The organism is uncultured Porphyromonas sp., from assembly GCF_915070105.1.
Taxonomy (GTDB): Bacteria; Bacteroidota; Bacteroidia; order Bacteroidales; family Porphyromonadaceae; genus Porphyromonas.
On sequence record NZ_CAJZFJ010000092.1, the window covers coordinates 1 to 6,803 of the forward strand.

General features: G+C 50.3%; 6 protein-coding genes and 1 pseudogene. All 7 read right to left on the reverse strand.

What is annotated here, in order from left to right:
* Nucleotides 1-950, reverse strand: a pseudogene (locus QZ554_RS07865) (hypothetical protein); the annotation flags it as partial.
* 39 nt (nt 951-989) lie between these two features.
* Nucleotides 990-1,238, reverse strand: a complete 249-nt coding sequence (locus QZ554_RS07870; protein ID WP_297195652.1) for a hypothetical protein — start codon at nt 1,236-1,238, stop codon at nt 990-992.
* Between the two features lie 28 nt (nt 1,239-1,266).
* Complete coding sequence (locus QZ554_RS07875; RefSeq protein ID WP_297195654.1) at nt 1,267-2,271, reverse strand: SPFH domain-containing protein; 1,005 nt, start codon at nt 2,269-2,271, stop codon at nt 1,267-1,269.
* Between the two features lie 12 nt (nt 2,272-2,283).
* Nucleotides 2,284-3,213 (reverse strand): hypothetical protein, encoded by a 930-nt coding sequence (locus QZ554_RS07880; protein ID WP_297195656.1) that lies wholly within the window; start codon nt 3,211-3,213, stop codon nt 2,284-2,286.
* Between the two features lie 497 nt (nt 3,214-3,710).
* The gene (locus QZ554_RS07885; RefSeq protein WP_297195657.1) at nt 3,711-4,490 is read right to left on the reverse strand and encodes a tetratricopeptide repeat protein; all 780 of its coding nucleotides are present in this window, start codon (nt 4,488-4,490) and stop codon (nt 3,711-3,713) included.
* 254 nt (nt 4,491-4,744) lie between these two features.
* Nucleotides 4,745-5,290, reverse strand: a complete 546-nt coding sequence (locus tag QZ554_RS07890) for a hypothetical protein (protein ID WP_297195658.1) — start codon at nt 5,288-5,290, stop codon at nt 4,745-4,747.
* Nucleotides 5,291-5,398: 108 nt separating this feature from the next.
* Nucleotides 5,399-6,736, reverse strand: coding sequence for an NADP-specific glutamate dehydrogenase (gene gdhA / locus QZ554_RS07895; protein WP_297195659.1), 1,338 nt, complete (start codon nt 6,734-6,736; stop codon nt 5,399-5,401).
* Between the last annotated feature and the right edge of the window lie 67 nt (nt 6,737-6,803).

A 6,803-nucleotide genomic window follows, 5' to 3' on the forward strand; every position in this document is an offset into this window, starting at 1 on the left:
AGAGGGAGTCCCTTGACTTGAGCCATGAGGCTCGCACTATGTATGACCTCTACCTGCTCGGGCAGGCATGGAGCCATGGGGTCGTCCCACGGGCCCTTGACTTGGCCAAAGTCTCTGATGAGACCCAATAGGTAGTGATGTGCTGGATGCTGCTCATCCTGCACTATCTTCACGACCCTATCCCAGCAGAACTCAGCCTTGTCTCTAGTCCTCAGTCGATGAAAGAGCTTTCGCTCAGCCTCTGTGACATGGAAGAGTCCGACGAAGACTAGACGTTCGCCCTCTGCGAGTTGGTCCATGGCCTCGTCACGCCCCTCAGCTACAAGCCGATAGAGATGCCCCTCATAGGTATATCCGTGCTCGATAAGACGAGCATTAAAGGCTATGTAGAGAGGCTCTAGGCATTCCCAAAAGGCCAGGAAGCGAGTCTTGTATTCACTACCCTGCCCCTCCTTGCCTTGGTTCAGCTGTGGTATGTTTCCCCAGAACTGCTCAATCTCCCGCTTCATATCCTCAGAGAGGTAGCTGAAGTCATCCGTCAACTCCTTGAAGTCCCTTAGGTTGCTATAGAGGTGATGGATATTGATCAGATACCGGTCACAGGTATCGAAGTCTTGAAGGATGATATTCCCCCAGTAGACGAACTCGTCGAAGCCTTCACTCGTGCGCTTCCGATCATTACAGACCTCTTTGTAAGCTTCGTAGAGCTCGAAGAGAAGGGCTGTCTTATCTAGTAGCTTCAGCTTGGGATACAGTCTCTGGATCAGCTCGGACATCGTCAGTGTCCTAGGAGCAAAGATCGGGGTGTCCTCCGTTAGCTGAGCTAGGTAGTGTCGGAAGAAGGTCTGCGAGCGCTTCGAGGGAAAGATGAAGCTCTTAGCAGATACACCGCTCCGTAGCTCATCAAGATAATGACGAGCTACGGAGGCGAGAAAAGGCTCTAGAGGCATGATATAATGTCCTAGATGATGTCGGGAGAGAGGTGAGAGCTAGTACTTGTTGGGCTTTGCAGGATTCCCCTTCTCGGCTTCGTAGCGCTTCTTGCCATGATTCCCGAAGAAGAAGGGGAGGATTACCTTGAGCAAGATGATCGTCAGGAGGACGATGACTCCCGTGATGAGGATCTTGATTAGACCACGATCATCAATGGGGAGATTGACCCCCCACATAGTGAGCGTATAGTAAAAGACAGTAATAAGGATAAGGAGTGTGATTATACCACCGAATAGATATTTCATCTTATGTATGTGTTTAGGATGATTTGTACTAGAGTTCTTTGAGAAGCTCCTGCTTCTTTATATTGTAGTCTTCTTGGGTGATGATCCCTTCGTCGAGGAGCACTTTGAGCTTACGGAGACGCTCTACGTGCTCGGATTCGACACCCGAACTGGAGGCTGCCGCACTCCCTGTAATCTTCCGTCCTAGCTCTAGGCCGACCCCCATCTGTACACCAGCACCAGCGAGTCCACCCTCATTACGAGCAGCATCACGTAGTGCTTGTAGGCGCTGCATCTCTTCATAGCTTAGCCCTGCTTCTGCTGCAGCACGGGTCTCAGCCGTGACATCAGAGACACGTGCTATACGCCGCAATGTCCCTTCGTCGAACTGCGTGCCGCTGACTCGTACATCGGTAAGCTCAAGTCCCAGCTCGGCAAAGATCGGAGTAATGTACTCACATAGCTTACCCGACAGCTCCACCAAATGAGCATCAACCTCAATATAAGGATAGCCTCCCTCGTGAATGATCGCCGCCGTAGCCTGGTAGGTACGCTCGAGGAAGATCTCACGTAGAGGCTCTAGGTCATAGCCTTCGCTATTGGCTCCGATATAGTTAACGAAGAAATGCTGAGGGTCACTAATCCGGAAGGAGTAGGTACCATTCATTCCCATCTCGACAGGTACCTTATAGACGTTGTCCATAAGCTTGATGGGTGTGGATGTCCCCCAGTATACATTCGTCACATGTGATGTGCGGAAGAAATAAATCTGGAGCTTATGCTCACTCTCCATACCCTGATGTAGGCGCACTAGGGTAGTCACGAAGGGATGGTTATCCGTCCTGAGGAGGAATGATCCAGGCTCTGTAATGACCTCTACGACCTTGCCCTCATAGACAAGTAGAGCCCCCTGCCCAGGAGCAACTATGAGCTTACTAGCATCCTTGATCTCATCGAGCTTGGAGGGGAAGCGATACCAGAGCTGCTGTGACTCTGGAGACTTCCATTCAATGACTTGGGCAAGTTGCCCTTTGAAGATATTTAAGAGTCCCATATCAATCGTTTGTTACTTCCTTTGTTTAACTTCAGCGCTCTCCAGCAGAGACCGTGTTTCTTGTACATAAGCAACTGTACCCGTCTTGGAGAACTTCATGCAAAGGTTATGTCCGACTAAGATATACCCACCGCCATAGGGCAGGGTCACATCATAGGGGAAGAAATGCTCAGTACCGCTATCCTCCTGATATGTCCATTTCACCTCTGCGGTACGTGCATCCAAGCACTGATAGATGCGAGGGGCATCTTTGTTTATGGTCGGGCGGTAGGTGATGAAGACTTGATTGTCATCATAGTGGAGTACCTCGGGTGAGAAATAGTAGGCTTCAGGGGTGAAGTCCTTATAGGAGACTAGACGAGAACGTTGCTTACTCCAATCTGTGATGAAGACCTTGCGATAGGGGTCACGATCAGTAAATATCCCTGATCCACCGTAATCCTTCTGCCACTGGAAACTGGGCTTACTCTTGGGATAACCGACCTGCCAGCGATACTGATACTTGACGAGCTGGATGAGTTCTTCTGTATATTCGGAAATGCTGATCGTAGAAAACTGGAAGGCGGTATAGACCTGAGGATTGGGAGGCATTGCCTCATAGGCATTCCACAGCTCATTCTCTGTGTAGATTTTCTTGAGGACTGGGTAGAAGATGTACTTCTTCCCGAGGCTTGTCATCAGGTCGAGCCCATCTGGATCACCATGGTTAAATTCTACCTGAGAGATGCCTTTGGATAGCTCCTTGACTTCTGGGAACTCTACCTGGGATACTATTTCCCGTAGCTCATAGTTCCCTCGGTTTACTTCATAGATCTTTCGATCATTGATGATGAGATAGATTCGGCCATCAGAGAGCTCCTGTAGCGTAGCTTCTTCTAGGCTCTTTAGATCTGTGAGCTCTTGTATCTTGAGGATCTTCTTGGTCTCAGGAGAGACTGTCACAGCGAAGCAGGTCTCCTTTTCCCTTCCATTTATTCTTCTCCGAGCACTTTGAGTACCCACTCCCATAATGACGGGTTGCCCCTTGCGGTCTAAAAAGGCGGTAACCTCTTCCCAGCTCCAAGAATACTCTACTTGATTGCCTATGTTAGAAGAGCTCACTATGGGTATATTTGCAGAGGTGTTGTGGAAGAGACCACTGATAAAAGGGGCACCAACCATAAAGAACATGAAGGCCCCCACCCCAACATAAATCGCTTTCCTGTACTTCTTCAGGAAGTCCTCGTCTAATGCAGGCTTTGCCCCACCTGGATACTCATGCCTATGATGAATCGTAATATCATCATTATCGAGCCAAAACTCCGTCGAGCAGCTACGACAGCGGTAGTGATCTTCCTTGATTTGTTCGGCTCGTGTACTACCACACTGAGGGCATTTGAGAGTCTTTATCTGCTTGGCCATTGTAGGGCTATGGTGATATAGTAAATTGTACTCTAAAGCTATTGTATTCCAGCATTCCGCTCACGAGCCTCCGCCTGGCGAAGGTCTTCCTGAGCCTCTTTCTTATTGCCTAGAGCTTCGTTGAGCTCGGCACGCAGACGATAAAGCGTCGCAGGAGCCTTCCCTCGGGCATACTCGAAAGCAAGATTGATATCTCGCTGAGCAAAGCCTCGCATACCCCGGGCAAGGAACATCCGTGCCCTCCCCTCGTAAACCTCAGCATTGCGGGGGAGCTTATCTGTGAGATAGCTATAGAGTCGCTCAGCCTCGTCGTAGCGTCCACGCATAGTCTCTAGGAGTGCGTATCCGATGCGGGCCTTGAGTGACTCGCCATTGCCCTCTATGATCGTCTTCAGATCGTTCTCCGCTAAGTCATACTCCTTTGTTAGGAGGTAGAGCATTGCCCTCTGATAGAGATAGAGCTCATTCCGTGGGTGAGCAGATAGGAGCAGAGCGAAGTCTGTGAGAGCAGCTTTGTAGTCCTTCCTACGGACAAAGAGTTGCGCCCTATTATAGCGGGCTGTAGGGTCACTGGGACTCTGCTCTAGGGCTGCACCAAAGGAGAGTAGTGCCGCATCCGACTTACCCTGCAGGAGCTGGAGTCCCCCAAGGTTGTTTAGGAGCATAGCCTGTACCATCCCTCGTGGAGCAAGGCGAAGTGCCTCCCGCAGATAGGTCTCGGCACGAGCATAATCACCTAGATTGCCCGCCACGAAACTAGAGTCAATCAGTGCTTCATAGCGAGAGAGACTATCCAGCACAGCACTAGGTCGGTCCATAGCACAGAGCCTCTCAGTCCTTGAGGGAACGAGAAGCATAGAGCCAAGAACTAAGCACACTATGGTGGAGTAATATCTCATTCTATGAATCATCGGTGTTCTATCAATTTGTACATCAAAGATACAACACCTTAACTAATTGACCATAAGACACGATGATAGAGGTACTACGGCAAAGGTATAGGCTGCAGGGGCTGGGAAGCGATGAGGTAGCTCATGCTGCTCCCCTACCCTTTGTTGCCTAGAAGTAATAACTATAGGTCTACACCTATCTTGAGGGAAAGACCTCCAATAGAAGTTGTATTCTGCTCCTTGCCAAACTTAAATCCTGCAGCCTGGTGTCCATAGCCAAGGCTAAGGGTAACCATCTTAATGGCAAATCCAGCGCCTACGGAAAGGTAGACACCATTAACACCCGTAGGGCTAAGGCCGAATGAGTAGCCGGGCTTGAAGTCTACAAAGGGGACAAACCATGACGTACCTGTGGGGACAAAAGCTCGGACATTGGCATAGATGGGGAACATCCAAAAGTCACTGAGCTCTCTGTATGCAGAGGAGAAGTAATTGATCCCTGCTCCTGCACCGATAAAGACATATCGGCTGAACTTCACTCCAAAAGTGGGGAGAAGCTCTACACGTTGTTCAAAGGGATCGTTTGCTGGACCTACACCAAGCTCACAAGTACCACCATACTTGGGATACTCTAGGTAGGAAGCATAGGGACGAGGAGGGATCTGTGCTGCTACCGTCCAGGATAGACCGAGGAGGAGCAGGAGACTAAGGAATAACTTTCTGTGCATCTTGTGTGTGTGTTATGCGTTTGACATATTAAAAGTCAGCCCACAGCTGAGCCCCTAGGGGGAGCTGTGGGCTGACTTGTTTAAGTGTAAGTACTTGGGACAAGTACCTTAGAGGACACCCTGCTCAAGCATTGCAGTAGCTACCTTGAGGAAGCCAGCGATGTTTGCGCCCTTGACGTAGTTGATGTAGTCACCTTCACGACCATTGACGACACACTGCTCGTGGATGTCACTCATGATCTGATGGAGCTTAGCATCTACTTCTTCGTTTGTCCAAGAGAGGTGCATAGCGTTCTGAGACATTTCCAGTCCAGAGGTAGCTACACCACCAGCATTGACTGCCTTACCAGGAGCGAAGAGCATCTTCTGAGCTACGAAGTACTCTGCTGCTTCGGCCGTACAACCCATGTTAGAGGTTTCAGCTACGATCGTGACACCATTTGCATGAAGCATCTTAGCATCGTCTTCGTTCATTTCGTTCTGGGTTGCACAGGGCATAGCGATGTCCACCTTCTGTTCCCATGGCTTCTTACCTGCGAAGAACTGTGCCTTGGGGAACTTCTTGGCGTAGTCAGAGACGACATCGTTACCGCTGGAGCGGAGCTCAAGCATAGCCTGGAACTTTTCCTCTGTGTTGATACCATCTGGATCGTAGACGTATCCGTCAGGACCTGAGATAGTCACTACCTTGGCACCTAGCTCAGTTGCCTTCTTGGCTACCCCCCAAGCTACGTTACCGAAGCCTGAGATTGCTACCGTCTTACCCTTGAGGTCGATGCCATGCTGCTTGCAGATGTGCTGTACGAAATACACTGCACCGAAGCCCGTAGATTCGGGACGTAGGCGAGAGCCACCGAAGGTGAAGCCCTTACCCGTCATCGTGCCTGTGTGCTCGTTGGCTAGACGCTTGTACTGGCCATACATGTAGGCAACCTCACGACCACCGACTCCGATATCCCCTGCTGGGACGTCCGTATCTGGGCCGATGTAGCGCCATAGCTCACGCATGAAGCTCTGGCAGAAGGTCATGATCTCACGATCGCTCTTACCCTTAGGAGAGAAGTCTGCTCCTCCCTTACCACCACCCATAGGCAGTGTCGTCAGGGCATTCTTGAAGGTCTGCTCGAAGCCGAGGAACTTCAGGATGGAGAGATTGACTGATGGATGGAAGCGGATACCGCCCTTGTATGGGCCGATAGCGTTGTTGAACTGTACGCGGTAGCCGATGTTTACATGGACTTTACCTGCATCGTCGATCCAAGGTACACGGAAGGTGATGATACGGTCGGGCTCTACGAGGCGTTCCATGATAGCTGCCTTTTCGAACTCGGGGTGCTGGTTGTAGACTTCTTCTACAGAGAGAAGAACTTCCTTCACAGCCTGGAGGAATTCCTTTTCCCCAGGGTGCTTTGCCTCGAGCGAGGCCAAAATCTCAGCGGATTTCATAACTGATCGATCTAATAGTTTTGCGTGTACGGCTCGTGTAGGAGCCTTGATTTCACAGCAAATATAT

Excerpts from the sequence above, each read along its gene's own strand:
- QZ554_RS07870 (WP_297195652.1), bottom strand. The coding sequence starts at position 1,238 with ATGAAATATCTATTCGGTGGTATAATCACACTCCTTATCCTTATTACT.
- QZ554_RS07875 (WP_297195654.1), bottom strand. The coding sequence starts at position 2,271 with ATGGGACTCTTAAATATCTTCAAAGGGCAACTTGCCCAAGTCATTGAA.
- QZ554_RS07885 (WP_297195657.1), bottom strand. The coding sequence starts at position 4,490 with ATGGACCGACCTAGTGCTGTGCTGGATAGTCTCTCTCGCTATGAAGCA.
- QZ554_RS07890 (WP_297195658.1), bottom strand. The coding sequence starts at position 5,290 with ATGCACAGAAAGTTATTCCTTAGTCTCCTGCTCCTCCTCGGTCTATCC.
- gdhA (WP_297195659.1), bottom strand. The coding sequence starts at position 6,736 with ATGAAATCCGCTGAGATTTTGGCCTCGCTCGAGGCAAAGCACCCTGGG.